Genomic DNA, 14,269 nt, shown 5'->3' with positions numbered 1-14,269 from the left:
TTCTCAAGCTATAGTGTAGAATATCTATTCTTTGGTTTCTGAATAAGTTTCTGTTGATGATTCTTGTTGACCAGGAAACGGGCTTTTGTAATCGTAAGGATCATATGGGTCGTTCACAGCTTTTGGATTTTCGCCGTATTGGTTTTCGCCTGCCCTTCCTTCCTGAAATATCAGTGCTAAAAAATAAAAAGGAATAAGCTGATACCAACCGCTATTGCCTAAATCGTGGCAACGCTTAGCTCCCTGCGACCAAAAAAACCACAATAGCGGAACTAATGCAAGAACCCCTATCCCTGCAATCGCACTGCCCGACTGCAAAATAGCGAGTGTTATCACATAACAAATTGCATAAATAATAAAGCTGATACCATACTCGGTTCTGCGGATGCGCCCCTGGAAAGAAAATAGATTTCGGAACATGATTAAATGATTAGGTTAGGAATAAAGATATATTGTTTAGATATAAAGCTAAAAATATTTTTTCTTATTTAGTTGTTGGCTCAACGGTTGAGGGGTATCCATATAACAACAACGGCCCGGGAAAATCCCGGGCCGTTGTTGTTATATATTTTCTCGAACTATAAGTTCTCCCCTTCTGCGGGTTAGGGGGCAACCGGGCTAAACTTTACCTGGTATATATAAGGCCATCTTTTACCGGTTACAAATAAACGCTGTCCTTTAGCATCCCAGGCTATACCGTTAAGCACATTATTATCCCAATCCCTGCCTTGCGGACGACTGGCTACCGGGTAAATCTCCTTCATATCAATCACCTGCTCAACAGCGCCGGTTTTAGGATCTATCACCAGGATATTATCGGATTGATAAATATTAGCATAAATTTTACCGTTAATGAACTCAAGCTCATTAATGGAATCGATCTGTTGTTTATCGTCACATACGTCGATGTGGCCAATTTGGTGATAATTATTTTTATCCAAAAACCAGATGCGGTTAGTGCTATCATCCATGTATAGTTTGGTACCATCAAAACACATTCCCCATCCTTCAGGGCCAACATTATTTGTAAAATTGCCTAAAAGTTTCAGGGTATTTTTATCATACACAAAACCAACTTTTTCTCTGTAAGTAAGCTGAATTACCTTATTGCCCACTACCGAGATCCCCTCGGCAAAATACTGGTCATCTACTTTGGTTTGCTGCAAAACCTTGCCGGTATTCAAATCAACCTTGCGAATAGCCGATTGCTTATACTCGCCTATACTTTCATACAAAACGCCATCAACATATTGCAAACCTTCGGTATAGGCAGCAGTATCATGAGGGAAAGTTTTTTCAACCTTATAGGTGTATCGGGCGGGCGCTTTAGCAGCCAGCAACAGGATATTGGTTGATACATCGTTACTTGTACCACCGGCATAAACTTTAGCAGTGATGATCCGGATACCTAAACCTATACTATCAGTTTTCAGGATTACAGCCGCGGTGTCTTTACTTGATGTGATCCGGGCTGAATCAAGCAGGTACACTACCGAGTCGACTTTGCTACCGCTGGGGTAACCTACTTTAATGTCGATCTTATCGCCTGCTTTGTAGGTTGCGCCAGCTTCAGGCGTTATAGTATAATCGTTAGCAGCGCTATCTGTTTTAGGCTTACAGCCGTAATAACCAATTGCTGATAAGGCGAGTACTGCAAAAAATAGTTTTATGTTTTTATTCATAGTATTAAGTGGCCGAAGGCCAAAACGCATCTTCAATGTGGTTTAGTATATAATTGCCCGCTTTATCAAACAAAATAGCGATGATATCAAAGCGCACTTCGCCCTGGTGGTTCATGAGGTAAATGTATTCGTCAGCGGCATCGGCCAGTAGCCTTTGCTTACGGTTATCTACAAAATCCTCAGGCTCGCCAAAACTGTTGCCTGTGCGGGTTTTTACTTCGGTAAATATAATAACCTTGTTTTTATAAGCAATGATATCTATTTCAGCTTTTCCGAAAGTCCAGTTTTCGTCAAGTATTTCGTATCCTGTCTTTTCGAGGTGTGTTTTGGCTAAAGCTTCGCCGGTGCGGCCCAGTTCAAGGTGTTGGGCCATTATTTGATAATTACTGAACCCAAGAAATCGGATATGGATTTTTCAACCTTTTTCATGCGCATGTATTGGTTAAGCAAAATCTCGGTATCCGCTTCGTTATCAGCTATTTGAAGTTGCGTACGCAGGTCCTCCAGCATTTTACCAACTTTATGCTTTTTGAGGTGGAAAATAGCGCCGAGGATGGTGGCTTTCATATTTTTCTGCTCATCATTCACGGTAATTTTGTGCATCTCGTACCAGTTTTCGCTTAAAGAGTATCTGCTGGCCAACATGTTTATAGTCAGATCAACAATCTCTTTATCCTTATGGTGAATAAAGTAATTATCTTCCGGCAGCACACCGTTTTCAACTTCACGGCGGTACATTTCTGTTATTTGCTTACAAACCGGGTGCTCGAAAGTAACATCGCTCAGCTCGGCTATGATGAAAGGGCCTATGTATGTATTAGCGATGCCATCCCAATCAATCATACGACTGCCATAGTGAAGCAGTAAGCGCACAATTTCCTTTTCCTGGTGGGCCTCATCTTTTGGTGCCGGCGGGGGCAATTCAACCGGTTCATCAAAAAAGTGCGGTTCATCGGGCGGCAGTTCAGTATAGCGGGGCTGTTGCTGCTGTTGGCGTTGCTGCTCTTCTTTTTTAGCCTTAGCAGCACGCATTTTGGTCAACTCGGATAACAGCGCGCGCTCGTCAATGTGTAGTAAGCTACTGCACTCCTTTATAAACACCGAAGCCTTGATGCTATCCGGAATCTTGGCGATACTTTCCACTATCTCGCGGATCACGTCAGCCTTCTTTATCGGGTCGTTACCAACCTCTTTAAGCAGGATCTGCGTTTTATAAAGGATAAAATCTTTTTTATTTTCTTCGATGTGCTTTTTAAAAGCACTCGAACCTTTGGCCTGTACAAACGAATCCGGGTCGTGCCCATCCGGGAAGGACACTACTTTTACATTCAGACCCGCCTCCAAGATCATGTCTAACCCACGAAGCGATGCTTTGATACCTGCGGCATCGCCATCATAAAGAATGGTGATGTTTTGAGTAAAACGGGCAATTAACTTGATCTGTTCGGTAGTGAGCGATGTGCCTGATGATGCTACCACGTTTTCAACCCCTGCCTGGTGTACCGAAAGTACATCGGCATAGCCCTCAACCAGATAACAGTTATCCTGCTCGCGGATAGCTTTTTTGGCGAAGTAAAGCCCGTAAAGGATGTTTGATTTATGGTAGATCTCCGACTCGGGCGAGTTAACGTATTTGGCTACGTTTTTATCTTTTTTAAGTGTACGGCCACCAAAGCCTATTACCCTGCCCGTAAAGCTATGGATAGGGAACATTACCCTGCCGCGATACCTATCAAACAACGAACCGTTATCGCGTTTTACCGATAGGCCACTCTCCACCAAAAACTGTTCTTTATAACCCTGGTTTAATGCCGCACCGGTAAATGCTTCCCATTGATCGGGCGAGTAGCCTAAATCAAATTTCCGGATAGTTTCGGCATTAAAACCGCGTTCTTTAAAATAGCTTAAACCAATACTTTGCCCCTCTTCGGTGTTAAGCATGGCTTCATGAAAGTATTTGGCAGCAAAGGCCGTTACTATCATGAGGCTTTCGCGGCGGAGCTCTTCTTCCCGGTTTTCCGGGGCTTCAATAGTTTCTTCTACCTCGATGCCGTATTTTTTGGCCAGCCATTTCAGGGCTTCAGGATAGCTGAATTTTTCCAGCTCCATTAAAAATGTAACTGCCGAACCGCCTTTTCCTGTAGAGAAATCTTTAAAAATACCTTTAGCCGGCGATACCGTGAACGATGGAGTACGCTCGTTGGCAAAAGGCGAAAGACCTACGTAGTTAGCACCACGTTTTTTTAACTGCACAAATTCCCCTATCACCTCCACAATGTCGGTGGCTTCCATAATACGGTCGATAGTGGATTTTTGGATCATGAGTTAATTGCAAATGTAGGCAAAGATCATCCCCCGCTCTAAATTCGAAAACGTTAAAATACGCTTTTGTTTGATAACGAGGGGTTTAAAATTCAATTCCCGTTGCGAGCAAGTGTACCATTTAATACCTTGAGAAAAATCCTGCGATATACTCCGGTTTCATATTTCACAAACGCTATTAGTAAAAAATACCCCAATAGGGCAACAACCAAAGGAACCCAATAAGGAATGCCGCCGCCCTCCTCCGAAAATGTTAAACAAATCAGTATAAATTCAAAAACAAGGAACATGCAAACTGGCATAAGGCTCCAGGGAGCAGGAGATACCTTCACCTCTATTTTACAGCTTTCGCCGTCAGGCAGTATAATACCGGCAAAACTTATTATCAGACCACTTCTACCAACTCTCGCTTTTTCAATCTTAAATTTTCCGTTTAATGCAGTACCATTATAGTCGGGATATTTTATCTTTTTAGAGTTTACAAATTGAGGTGTTATCAGGATGTTTAACTGAGCTTCGGCATCCGCTGAGCTAAGCGGGCTGATAATACTAAAATCGCGATAAGGGAAAAGGTTCATCAAGTATTAAATTACTACGTTTTCTTTTCGACTTCGAGGTTTTAAAAATGTTACCGCTATTCCTCCTAAAACAATTACACTTCCCAGTATCTCGTTAAACCCCAACCGCTCATTAAGCAAAAAAGCAGCAAGCAATCCCGCAAAAACAGTTTGACTAAGCAAGGCGATAGATACTTTGGTAGATTCAAGGTACCTCAAAGAATAATTAATAGTAAGCCACCCGGCCAGCTGGCAGATCAATCCTATCCCTATAAAACACAACCATACTTTTGGCGACAGGTGAATAATATCATTATGCATATAGCCATTTATCAGCAATAAAAATATACTTGAGCTTAGCATGCTGTAAAACATAAAGGTGAACACATCAATACCGGCCATAATATTTTTGGTGATCATGATATAGGTGGCATAAAAAAAGCTGGCCAAAACAGCCAGTAATATGCCCGTATTAAGCTCCAGGTGTAAAATGTGCTGATAGCCTACCAGCACTATCATACCAATAATAGCTATTATGGTACCCAACCAAAACAGCAGGCCCGATTTTTTCCTTAAAAACAAAAAGCTCATCAAGCCTACCCACACCGGGGCCAGGTTGGCTATCAGGGTTGATACCGTAGCGCTGATCTTTAACAGCGAGATATTCCAAACAGCAATATCCAGCGCGAAAACCATACCCGCCACTACCGAAATAATCAATTGCCTTTTTTGAACAGCGAGCTTCTTTTTAAAAACACAAAATGGTGCCAGGCATACCCAGGCCACAAACACCCTGTAAAACGCCGACCCAATTGGCGATACCCCGGCAAGCTTTACAAATATTGGCGAAAAAGAAATACATAAAATGCCAATAATAAGGCTTACCCTGGGGTTCATGAGCGATAATTAAATGAGCGGCAAACTTACTGAAAGCCTGCTTAATATGGCTTACTTTTAGATATCTTTATATTTCCTGTACGTTCTGTTAACTTATCATTATTCCAGGCAATGAAATACATTTGGTTTGTGTTGACCATGGCGCTACTTTTTCAATCGTGTAAGAAAAAAGCTTGCTGCGATATTCCTGTCGCGCCAGATTTTATGCTGGCACAAAAAAACGGTGCACAATGGGAAGCGAGCTCCTCAGGTTCAAACCTAACAGGCGATACAATTACCATATCGGGAATAAACCAGGACGAACAAATAGCTTTTAAAATAAGGTTTGATGGCCTTGGCTATTACACGCTTAAAGCAAATGAAAACTATTACAAGCTAAAAGGCACTTCGGCAGTAAGCTACCAACCCGATCCTACACATGTTAATAATGTAACCATAATAGCTTATAACCAAACCGGCAAAATAATACAGGGATTTTTTGAACTCCGTTTTATAAAAATAAGCGACGATGCAAATAATTCGGCTCCAGATAAGATTATTGTGAGCGGAGGGAAATTTAAAGCTACTTTAAATCACTAACTTATTTTAAATTATAATAACTTTGAAACCATTTTAACTATTATTCGTAATAGTTGTATATCCGTATTAAATATGAAAAAAACCTTATTAGCCATCGCTGCAATTTCATTTTTAGCATTTGCAGGCTGTCAAAAAAACAATGTAGCACCATCAAAAGATAGCGTTTCTACAAAAAGCACTAAACTTGATGCTGCAAGCAAAAGCAAAGATACCATCTGGATCTCGAGCAAAGCTGCACCAGCTAAATCAGCTCCAAAAGATACTATCTGGCTTAAGTAAAAAAATTGACAAGCAACCTGTCCCCATCGGACGGGTTGTTTGTTTTCTCCACTTCCGCGCTATACGGTGTTTCTCCCACCGGCCACATTTTCTCCTCAAACAATCGGGCATTTTAGCTAAGCTTTATAAATAGCGGTTACATAATTAATTGTATTTTTGCGGCTCTAAATTTTTATACAAATACATAATTACAAATTATGAGCCAGCGAACTAAGATCAAAGCATTGCTGCAAAGCCAGCAAACCGAAATTGATGTAACCGTTAAAGGATGGGTGCGTGCATTCCGTTCCAATCGTTTTATTGCTTTGAATGATGGCTCAACTAATAATAACATCCAGGTAGTTGTTGATTTTGAAAACACCGATCCGGCTTTGCTTAAACGCATCACCGTTGGTGCAGCGCTTAGCGTTCAGGGTAAACTGATAGCATCGTTAGGTAAAGGCCAAACTGTTGAAGTGGTAGCTACTGATATCGAGATTTTAGGTGATAGCGATCCCGAAAAATATCCTATCCAACCTAAAAAACACAGCCTTGAATTTTTAAGGGAAAATGCTCACTTGCGTTTCCGCACCAGCACTTTCAGCGCTATTTTCAGGGTGCGTAACAGCCTGGCATTCGCGGTGCACCAGTTTTTCCAGGAGAGGGGCTTTGTTTACCTGCATACGCCTATCATCACCGCATCGGATGCTGAAGGTGCGGGCGAAACTTTCCACGTTACCAACTTCGATCTGGATAACATCCCGAAAACTGATACCGGCGAGATCGACTTTAAGCAAGACTTTTTTGGTCGTGCGGCTAACTTAACTGTATCTGGTCAGCTGGAAGGTGAGTTGGGCGCTATGGCTCTGAGCGATATTTATACCTTCGGCCCGACGTTCCGCGCCGAAAACTCTAACACTACCCGCCACCTGGCCGAGTTTTGGATGATCGAGCCTGAAGTTGCCTTTAATGACATTGTTGACAACATGGACCTTGCCGAGGACATGCTGAAATACGTGATCAAATACACGCTCGATAAAAACGCCGACGATATTGAGTTTTTAACACAGCGTTTGGAGGAAGAAGAAAAAACTAAACCTCAAAACGAGCGCTCGGAAATGACGTTGTTAGAAAAACTGCAGTTTTGTTTAAATAACGATTTTGAACGACTTACTTACACCGAGGCAATCCAGATATTAAGGGATTCTACTCCAAACAAGAAGAAAAAATTCCAATATCCGGTTGAAGGTTGGGGAACTGATCTGCAAAGCGAGCACGAACGTTACCTGGTTGAAAAACACTTTAAAAAACCGGTGATCCTGACTGATTATCCTAAAGAGATCAAATCGTTTTACATGCGCCAAAATGACGATGGCAAAACGGTAGCTGCAATGGATATCCTTTTCCCGGGTATTGGCGAAATTGTAGGTGGTTCACAACGTGAAGAACGTTTGGATAAGCTTGAGCAGCGTATGGACGAAATAGGTATCCCTAAAGATGAGCTTTGGTGGTACCTGGATACCCGCCGTTTTGGCACTTGTCCGCATGCCGGTTTTGGTTTAGGCTTTGAGCGTTTGGTGTTGTTTGTTACCGGTATGGGTAACATCCGCGACGTGATCCCTTTCCCAAGGTTCCCGAAAAACGCAGAATTTTAATTTGGGGGATTACACCGATTGATTTTTTGATTACACCGATTTTTTCGGGTTGAGTTCTGATGATTATACTTAAATACTAATTATCTTAACTCGACCCGAAATGACGATTTCAACTTTCAATCGGTACAATCATTTTAAAGGTGGCGGAATCCTTAAGTGAAGCAATCGTAAATCGGTGTAATCATCCTAAAAATCGGTGTAATCCCAACAAAAAATGTCATCACAGATCCTGCTTGCCACCCATATTAATGCCCCGGTTGAAAAGGTTTTCGATATAGCCCGCAATATTGATATCCACATAGAATCAACCAAACATACCGGAGAGCGTGCCATTGCCGGGCGAACCAGCGGCTTGATCGAACTGGGAGAAACGGTTACCTGGCGGGCTAAACATTTTGGTGTGTGGCAAAACCTCACCTCAAAAATTACCGAAATGGAATACCCTTACCATTTTACCGATATTATGGTTGAGGGGGCTTTTAAAAACTTTACGCACGAGCACTATTTTTATCCGGTCCTCAATCAAACTATGATGCGGGATATTTTCACGTTTGAATCACCCGGCGGGATTTTGGGCGATGTGGTGAATAAGCTTTTTCTTTCGGAGTATATGACGAGGCTGTTGTTGACGAGGAATGAGGTGATCAAGCAATACGCTGAAGCTGCCCCACGCCCTGAAAGATGAGCTTTTTAAGCTACGCTACACCATTAACCGAAAAACTAATAACTTTTCCTGTTTTTAGATTTAGCCTTACCTGAAAGAAGCAATTTCCACCGTCGAACACTGTTTCAAGTTGCTTGTCCCAATTCTTGAGATTTCGAATGGCGCACAAACAGTTTAGGTACACTTCCTTTTCCCCTTTTTTATTTATCACTGCTATAATCTGCTTATAGTATGTATCCGGATTGTATACAAACCCGTATTCTTTTCTGTCGTTATGATCTTTTACCGCTTTAATTAAAGCGTTGTCGATCTCTACAAAATCTACTCCTGTTAATGTTGTGCTATGGTAACCTTTTCCAAACCATGAATCAATTAATTCCTGTCCCGCTGGTAAAACAGTATATTTTGACATATCAACAGCATGAAGTTTCTTGTACTCAAACAGGGACTTAGATTTGCCAAGCGGATTTACCGATTGCAATAAAATGAATAAGGATAAAATAGCTAAACGCATAATAAAAGGTAAATAAGTTTTAAGTTACTTCTAAACGTTAATTGAGGTTTTTTATTTGACTGGTTGAACACCGAAAGATGTAATCAATCAATCTGCATATCTAAAATCCGCACATTTGCACATACATGCCCTCCCCGTCAAACCAGTGTAAACATCATTTCGACAAACATAATATCGCTTCAATTTGTCGTATCTTTATATATCATTATAAACCGAAATGAAATCGGTGTAATCATCAAAAAATCTGTGTAATCCCAATAGAAAAATGGAATACAATCAATTAACGCCCGATGAAGAAAGGGTAATATTATACAAAGGTACCGAGCGCCCGTTTACCGGCTCATTGCTCAACAACAAAGCACAGGGCCTGTACGTTTGCAAACGTTGCGACGCGCCGTTATACAATTCGGAAGATAAATTTGAATCGTTTTGCGGCTGGCCAAGTTTCGACGACGAGATTCCCGGTGCAGTGCGCCGTGAGGTTGATGCCGATGGCCGTAGGGTTGAGATCCTTTGCGCCAATTGTGGTGCACACCTTGGTCACGTGTTTGAGGGCGAGTATATGACCCCTAAAAACACCCGTCACTGTGTAAATTCAGTATCGATGAAATTTGTTCCGATTGAGGACGTAAAATAAATCGTAAAACTTTAAGGAGTACGCCCGTTGGTTTATCACTAACGGGCGTATTTGTTTTCCACATACGTGTTAACAAGGTACTTTTAGCCTGCCATTTACATATTGATACCGTCGCGAAGCAAAAGCATTTCGTTATTGGTAATAATTGTCGGTGTTAAGTCAAGTAATTTATAATGTTAAATTATTGTAATCCGCAAGTATTGAAGCCATTAATTTCTATCCACATTTTTAATTGGCTGTTTTAAAGTTCATTAATTTTTAGTGTTTACAACTTGCATGTATGAAGTGTTGATAACTCGGCACTTTGTGAAAAACTATCATTAACAAGTACACAACCCAAACATTAACTTTGCTGTACAAGGTAATAAAAAGGCACTCGGCCGACAGCCCGACGCACTCGTCAACCCCTAATTAAACTACTGGCTGTCAGAAAGTTACAAAATACAATTGCTAAGGAGTGATCTGAAGGCAACAAAATGTAAGGCTTTATTGAAAAGTAAGGCTGGCTTTCGTGTCTGAATACCTCAACTGAAGGAAAAAATAAAAAAAGGTAAACGTCTATGAGTTTGGAAAACGAATTATTGCTACGGGAAAACAAGGACCGGTTTGTTATCCTTCCCATCAAGTATCCCAAAATTTGGGAGATGTATAAAAAGGCGGAAGCCAGCTTTTGGACTGCCGAAGAGATCGACCTGTCGGACGATCTTAAACATTGGGAAAACCTTAATTCGGGCGAGAAACATTTCATTTCACACATACTTGCATTTTTCGCGGCAAGTGATGGTATTGTGAACGAAAACCTGGCAGTAAACTTCATGAGCGAGGTTCAATTGCCTGAAGCACGTTGCTTTTATGGTTTCCAGATCATGATGGAAAACATCCACTCTGAAACCTACGCCCTGCTGATAGATACTTACGTTAAAGACGCGGCCGAGAAAGACCGCCTTTTCCACGCCATTGAAACTGTACCATGTGTAGGCAAAAAAGCTGAGTGGGCATTGAAATGGATCAATAACGGCAACTTTGCCGAGCGTTTGGTTGCTTTCGCTGCTGTGGAAGGAATCTTCTTTTCGGGTAGCTTTTGCTCTATATTCTGGCTTAAAAAACGCGGCTTGATGCCGGGCTTAACATTCAGCAATGAGCTGATCTCGCGCGATGAAGGTTCGCACTGCGAATTTGCCTGCTTATTATATAGCATGCTCGAAAACAAACTATCACAAGAGCAGGTTACCAAGATCATTACCGACGCGGTAGAGATCGAGAAAGAATTTGTTACCGACGCGCTGCCGGTTAACCTGATAGGCATGAACGCCAAACTGATGAACCAGTACATTGAGTTTGTGGCCGACAGGTGGTTAGGCGAACTTGGTTACGATAAATATTACAACGCAACCAATCCGTTCGATTTTATGGAGATGATCTCCTTACAAGGTAAAACCAACTTTTTTGAAAAACGCGTAGGCGATTATCAAAAAAGCGGTGTGCTAAACGCGTCTGCCGAGAGCAAAAGCTTCTCGTTAGATGATGATTTTTAGGTTTAGAGATCAGAGGTTGATGAGAGAGATCAGAGACTGGAGATTAGAGGTTAGGCCTCGCTTCAATATCAAGTAATTCTCAAATCAAAAGAATCAAGGTTCAGAAAATAATCAAATCACAATAATATTAACTTAAAAAAGCTTCGCTTTTAACGGGGCAAGGAGGGGGAAAATGTTCGTAGTAAAAAGAGACGGTAGAAGAGAGTCCGTAAAATTTGACAAGATCACAGCACGTATTGAAAAACTGTGCTACGGGTTTCAATATGTTGACCCGATTGATGTAGCTAAAAAAGTAATTGAAGGTTTATTTGATGGCGTAACCACCTCCGAGCTGGATAACCTGGCTGCCGAAACCGCCGCTTCATTAACCACCAAACACCCGGACTACGCTTTATTAGCGTCGCGTATCGCGGTATCAAACCTGCACAAAAACACCATCAAATCGTTTTCTGAAACCATGCGCCTCCTGCATGAGTATGTTGACAAGAAAACCGGCAAAGATGCATCGCTTATTGCCGATGACGTGTGGGAAGCGATCCAGGAAAATGCTGAGTTGCTTGATAGCACCATTATTTACGACCGCGATTTCGGTTTCGATTATTTCGGTTTTAAAACCCTCGAAAAATCATACCTGTTAAAAATAGACGGTAAAATTGCCGAGCGCCCGCAGCACTTGTTTATGCGTGTTTCGGTAGGTATCCACAAAAATGATATTGAGAGCGCCATTAAAACATACCATTTAATGAGCGAGCGTTGGTTCACACACGCTACACCTACATTATTTAATGCTGGTACTCCGAAACCGCAAATGTCGTCATGCTTTTTGTTAACCATGAAGGATGACAGCATTGAAGGTATTTATGATACATTGAAACAAACCGCTAAAATTTCGCAGAGCGCGGGTGGTATTGGTTTAAGCATCCACAATGTACGGGCTACAGGTTCATACATCAGCGGCACCAACGGTACCAGCAACGGTATAATCCCAATGCTGCGCGTATTTAACGACACTGCTCGTTATGTTGATCAGGGCGGTGGCAAGCGTAAAGGCGCTTTCGCTGTGTACTTAGAGCCATGGCATGCAGATATCTTCGAATTTTTGGATCTACGTAAAAACCACGGTAAAGAAGAAATGCGTGCCCGCGATTTGTTCTATGCCCTTTGGGTATCTGACCTGTTCATGCAACGCGTTGAAGCCAATGAAGATTGGAGCTTATTCTGCCCGCACGAAGCACCAGGCCTGGCCGATTGCTGGGGTAAAGAATTTGAGGCCCTTTACACTAAATACGAAAAAGAAGGTCGTCAGCGTCGTACAGTAAAAGCACAGGAACTTTGGTTCGCGGTGTTAGATGCACAAGTTGAAACCGGTACGCCTTACTTATTATATAAAGATGCTGCCAACGGTAAATCAAACCAGCAAAACCTGGGTACCATTAAAAGCTCAAACCTTTGCACCGAGATCATCGAGTACACCGATGCAAACGAGGTAGCTGTTTGTAACCTTGCTTCATTAGCACTGCCACGTTACATCAACAACGGCGCTTTTGATCATGATAAACTGTATGAAGTTACTTACCAGGCAACTATCAACCTTAACAGGATCATTGATGGTAACTACTACCCGGTTAAAGAAGCTGAATATTCAAACCTACGCCACCGTCCTATCGGTTTAGGTGTACAAGGTTTGGCCGATACTTTCATTCAGCTACGTATGCCGTTTGAAAGCGATGAAGCTAAAAAACTGAACATCGAGATTTTCGAAACCATCTACTTTGCAGCTATGACAGCTTCTAAAGATATGGCAATTCAGGATGGCGCTTACGAAACTTTCAAAGGTTCACCACTGTCACAAGGTAAATTCCAGTTCGATCTTTGGGGTGTTAAACCAGAAAGCGGTCGTTGGGATTGGGAAAACCTTCGTTTAGACGTAATGAACCATGGCGTGCGTAACTCATTGTTAGTTGCTCCTATGCCAACTGCTTCTACATCACAAATTTTGGGTAACAACGAGTGCTTTGAACCATACACTTCAAACATTTACACCCGCCGTGTATTAAGTGGAGAGTTCATTGTAGTGAACAAATACTTACTGCGTGACTTGGTTAACCTTGGTTTGTGGAGCACCAGCATGAAAGATAAGATCATCAGCGCCAACGGCTCGATCCAGGATATTGCCGAGATCCCTGATGAAATTAAAGCATTGTACAAAACTGTTTGGGAGATCAAAATGCGCAGCATTATTGATATGGCTGCCGACAGGGGCGCTTACATTTGCCAGTCGCAATCGTTAAATCTGTTCATCAACTCGCCAAATGCTTCGAAGCTGACTTCAATGCACTTCTACGCATGGAAAAAAGGCTTAAAAACAGGTATGTATTACCTGCGTACTCAAGCTGCATCGCAAGCGGTTAAATTTACAGTTGAAAACCAGGGCGGTAAAAACATGGATCCGGTTATCCCGGCCGTTGTTGACGCCGTTGCCGACGAAATTCCTGCAGGCCCAACCTGCTCAATGGAAGAAGGCTGCGTGACTTGCTCGGCGTAAGTTTTAAGTCGGGAGTCCGAAGTCGGAATTCCGGAAGATAATTTCAAAGCCCATGAACTTCGGTTTATGGGCTTTTTGTTTTAGTGGGATTTCTTTGACACTCTGCACAAGTTTAATTAATACTTTTGACCAATGACTTCCGCATCCCCCTTTCGGACTTGCGGACTTCGGGCTTAAAAAGAATGACCAAACACGAGATCATCCGTTGCGAACGCTGCCAAACGCCTTTTGAATGTAAAGCCAATTCATTCACAAAGTGCCAGTGCAGTACGGTGCAGCTTACCATTAATGAGGTGCAGTATGTTAGTGAATTGTACGATGGGTGTTTGTGTGCTAATTGTTTGCTGATCATTCAGCAGGAGTATAGGGAGAGTATGGGGTTGGTTTGATAAAAACCGCAGGATTGTAAATTCATTTATAATTC

15 protein-coding genes are annotated in these 14,269 nt (G+C 42.1%); 8 read left to right on the top strand and 7 right to left on the bottom strand.

Going from position 1 to position 14,269, the window contains the following annotated elements:
• Window positions 1–24: 24 nt before the first annotated feature.
• From AAFN85_RS15430 to AAFN85_RS15405, 6 genes are all read right to left on the bottom strand, one after another.
• Complete coding sequence (locus AAFN85_RS15430; protein WP_347528424.1) at window positions 25–420, bottom strand: DUF805 domain-containing protein; 396 nt, start codon at window positions 418–420, stop codon at window positions 25–27.
• 182 nt (window positions 421–602) lie between these two features.
• Window positions 603–1,682 (bottom strand): glutaminyl-peptide cyclotransferase, encoded by a 1,080-nt coding sequence (locus AAFN85_RS15425; protein ID WP_347528423.1) that lies wholly within the window; start codon window positions 1,680–1,682, stop codon window positions 603–605.
• Window positions 1,683–1,686: 4 nt separating this feature from the next.
• Window positions 1,687–2,055, bottom strand: coding sequence for a YraN family protein (locus AAFN85_RS15420; RefSeq protein WP_347528421.1), 369 nt, complete (start codon window positions 2,053–2,055; stop codon window positions 1,687–1,689).
• Complete coding sequence (gene dnaG / locus AAFN85_RS15415) at window positions 2,055–4,004, bottom strand: DNA primase (RefSeq protein ID WP_347528420.1); 1,950 nt, start codon at window positions 4,002–4,004, stop codon at window positions 2,055–2,057. The genes AAFN85_RS15420 and dnaG overlap by 1 nt, the downstream gene beginning before the upstream one ends.
• Before the next feature lie 92 nt (window positions 4,005–4,096).
• Window positions 4,097–4,582, bottom strand: coding sequence for a hypothetical protein (locus AAFN85_RS15410; RefSeq protein WP_347528418.1), 486 nt, complete (start codon window positions 4,580–4,582; stop codon window positions 4,097–4,099).
• Between the two features lie 6 nt (window positions 4,583–4,588).
• Window positions 4,589–5,458 (bottom strand): DMT family transporter, encoded by an 870-nt coding sequence (locus AAFN85_RS15405; protein WP_347528417.1) that lies wholly within the window; start codon window positions 5,456–5,458, stop codon window positions 4,589–4,591.
• 111 nt (window positions 5,459–5,569) lie between these two features.
• Here AAFN85_RS15405 and AAFN85_RS15400 point away from each other — a divergent pair, with 111 nt between their 5' ends.
• The 4 genes from AAFN85_RS15400 (at window position 5,570) to AAFN85_RS15385 (ending at window position 8,635) form a co-directional block, all read left to right on the top strand.
• Window positions 5,570–6,037, top strand: coding sequence for a DUF6252 family protein (locus AAFN85_RS15400; RefSeq protein WP_347528416.1), 468 nt, complete (start codon window positions 5,570–5,572; stop codon window positions 6,035–6,037).
• A gap of 72 nt (window positions 6,038–6,109) precedes the next feature.
• Window positions 6,110–6,316, top strand: coding sequence for a hypothetical protein (locus AAFN85_RS15395; RefSeq protein ID WP_347528414.1), 207 nt, complete (start codon window positions 6,110–6,112; stop codon window positions 6,314–6,316).
• Between the two features lie 197 nt (window positions 6,317–6,513).
• Window positions 6,514–7,950, top strand: coding sequence for an asparagine--tRNA ligase (gene asnS / locus AAFN85_RS15390; protein ID WP_347528412.1), 1,437 nt, complete (start codon window positions 6,514–6,516; stop codon window positions 7,948–7,950).
• A 214-nt stretch (window positions 7,951–8,164) separates the two neighbouring features.
• Window positions 8,165–8,635, top strand: coding sequence for an SRPBCC family protein (locus tag AAFN85_RS15385; RefSeq protein WP_347528410.1), 471 nt, complete (start codon window positions 8,165–8,167; stop codon window positions 8,633–8,635).
• A gap of 10 nt (window positions 8,636–8,645) precedes the next feature.
• Here the strand turns inward: AAFN85_RS15385 and AAFN85_RS15380 are convergent, their stop codons facing one another.
• Complete coding sequence (locus tag AAFN85_RS15380; RefSeq protein ID WP_347528409.1) at window positions 8,646–9,128, bottom strand: hypothetical protein; 483 nt, start codon at window positions 9,126–9,128, stop codon at window positions 8,646–8,648.
• 265 nt (window positions 9,129–9,393) lie between these two features.
• Between AAFN85_RS15380 and AAFN85_RS15375 the strand changes: the two genes are divergently transcribed.
• The 4 genes from AAFN85_RS15375 to AAFN85_RS15360 all read left to right on the top strand — a co-directional run bounded on the left by AAFN85_RS15375 (window position 9,394) and on the right by AAFN85_RS15360 (window position 14,234).
• Window positions 9,394–9,765: a methionine-R-sulfoxide reductase gene (locus AAFN85_RS15375; RefSeq protein WP_347528407.1), complete on the top strand. Its 372-nt coding sequence runs from the start codon at window positions 9,394–9,396 to the stop codon at window positions 9,763–9,765.
• A gap of 560 nt (window positions 9,766–10,325) precedes the next feature.
• On the top strand, window positions 10,326–11,300 hold the full coding sequence (locus tag AAFN85_RS15370) for a ribonucleoside-diphosphate reductase small subunit (protein WP_347528405.1): 975 nt from the start codon (window positions 10,326–10,328) through the stop codon (window positions 11,298–11,300).
• Between the two features lie 172 nt (window positions 11,301–11,472).
• Window positions 11,473–13,845, top strand: a complete 2,373-nt coding sequence (locus AAFN85_RS15365; protein ID WP_347528403.1) for a ribonucleoside-diphosphate reductase subunit alpha — start codon at window positions 11,473–11,475, stop codon at window positions 13,843–13,845.
• 125 nt (window positions 13,846–13,970) lie between these two features.
• Window positions 13,971–14,234: a cysteine-rich CWC family protein gene (locus AAFN85_RS15360; RefSeq protein ID WP_347528401.1), complete on the top strand. Its 264-nt coding sequence runs from the start codon at window positions 13,971–13,973 to the stop codon at window positions 14,232–14,234.
• The last annotated feature ends 35 nt before the right edge of the window (window positions 14,235–14,269 follow it).

Origin of the sequence: Mucilaginibacter sp. CAU 1740 (assembly GCF_039839285.1) — a bacterium.
GTDB lineage: Bacteria > Bacteroidota > Bacteroidia > Sphingobacteriales > Sphingobacteriaceae > Mucilaginibacter.
Note: the sequence above shows the minus strand (reverse complement) of the source record. Positions and strands in the feature narration are given on the sequence as shown.

Excerpts from the sequence above, each read along its gene's own strand:
- AAFN85_RS15365 (WP_347528403.1), top strand. The coding sequence starts at position 11,473 with ATGTTCGTAGTAAAAAGAGACGGTAGAAGAGAGTCCGTAAAATTTGAC.
- AAFN85_RS15375 (WP_347528407.1), top strand. The coding sequence starts at position 9,394 with ATGGAATACAATCAATTAACGCCCGATGAAGAAAGGGTAATATTATAC.
- AAFN85_RS15380 (WP_347528409.1), bottom strand. The coding sequence starts at position 9,128 with ATGCGTTTAGCTATTTTATCCTTATTCATTTTATTGCAATCGGTAAAT.
- AAFN85_RS15405 (WP_347528417.1), bottom strand. The coding sequence starts at position 5,458 with ATGAACCCCAGGGTAAGCCTTATTATTGGCATTTTATGTATTTCTTTT.
- AAFN85_RS15400 (WP_347528416.1), top strand. The coding sequence starts at position 5,570 with ATGAAATACATTTGGTTTGTGTTGACCATGGCGCTACTTTTTCAATCG.
- AAFN85_RS15370 (WP_347528405.1), top strand. The coding sequence starts at position 10,326 with ATGAGTTTGGAAAACGAATTATTGCTACGGGAAAACAAGGACCGGTTT.
- AAFN85_RS15395 (WP_347528414.1), top strand. The coding sequence starts at position 6,110 with ATGAAAAAAACCTTATTAGCCATCGCTGCAATTTCATTTTTAGCATTT.
- AAFN85_RS15420 (WP_347528421.1), bottom strand. The coding sequence starts at position 2,055 with ATGGCCCAACACCTTGAACTGGGCCGCACCGGCGAAGCTTTAGCCAAA.
- AAFN85_RS15410 (WP_347528418.1), bottom strand. The coding sequence starts at position 4,582 with ATGAACCTTTTCCCTTATCGCGATTTTAGTATTATCAGCCCGCTTAGC.
- dnaG (WP_347528420.1), bottom strand. The coding sequence starts at position 4,004 with ATGATCCAAAAATCCACTATCGACCGTATTATGGAAGCCACCGACATT.
- AAFN85_RS15430 (WP_347528424.1), bottom strand. The coding sequence starts at position 420 with ATGTTCCGAAATCTATTTTCTTTCCAGGGGCGCATCCGCAGAACCGAG.
- AAFN85_RS15425 (WP_347528423.1), bottom strand. The coding sequence starts at position 1,682 with ATGAATAAAAACATAAAACTATTTTTTGCAGTACTCGCCTTATCAGCA.
- AAFN85_RS15385 (WP_347528410.1), top strand. The coding sequence starts at position 8,165 with ATGTCATCACAGATCCTGCTTGCCACCCATATTAATGCCCCGGTTGAA.
- asnS (WP_347528412.1), top strand. The coding sequence starts at position 6,514 with ATGAGCCAGCGAACTAAGATCAAAGCATTGCTGCAAAGCCAGCAAACC.